The sequence below is a fragment of the Burkholderia sp. BCC0044 genome, assembly GCF_902832955.1.
GTDB lineage: Bacteria > Pseudomonadota > Gammaproteobacteria > Burkholderiales > Burkholderiaceae > Burkholderia.
In genome coordinates, this window is record NZ_CADFDO010000020.1 from 1 (window position 1) to 398 (window position 398).

Here is a 398-nt window from a genome sequence, read left to right on the forward strand (position 1 = left end):
GATGTAAGCAGTACGTTGTCCCCTTCGTCTAGAGGCCTAGGACATCACCCTTTCACGGTGAGTACAGGGGTTCGAATCCCCTAGGGGACGCCAGATTCAGCGGCGTTTCGTAGAAGTGTCGCAAGGCTTGCAGGAACGTAACCGACGTCCTGCGGGTTGGGTAAGAAAGCTGGAGCGGTAGTTCAGTCGGTTAGAATACCGGCCTGTCACGCCGGGGGTCGCGGGTTCGAGTCCCGTCCGCTCCGCCAGAACGAAGCCCGTTCAAGACGTTTTTGAGCGGGCTTTTGTATTAAAGATGTAAGCAGTACGTTGTCCCCTTCGTCTAGAGGCCTAGGACATCACCCTTTCACGGTGAGTACAGGGGTTCGAATCCCCTAGGGGACGCCAGATTCAGCGGC

Annotated in this window: 3 tRNA genes; all 3 read left to right on the forward strand. The window is 56.8% G+C overall.

Annotation, left to right across the window (positions count from 1 at the left end):
- The first annotated feature begins 17 nt into the window (after positions 1-17).
- Positions 18-93, forward strand: a tRNA-Glu gene (locus tag HWX14_RS36275).
- A gap of 78 nt (positions 94-171) precedes the next feature.
- Positions 172-248, forward strand: a tRNA-Asp gene (locus HWX14_RS36280).
- Between the two features lie 63 nt (positions 249-311).
- Positions 312-387 (forward strand) — tRNA-Glu (locus tag HWX14_RS36285).
- Positions 388-398: the final 11 nt, after the last annotated feature.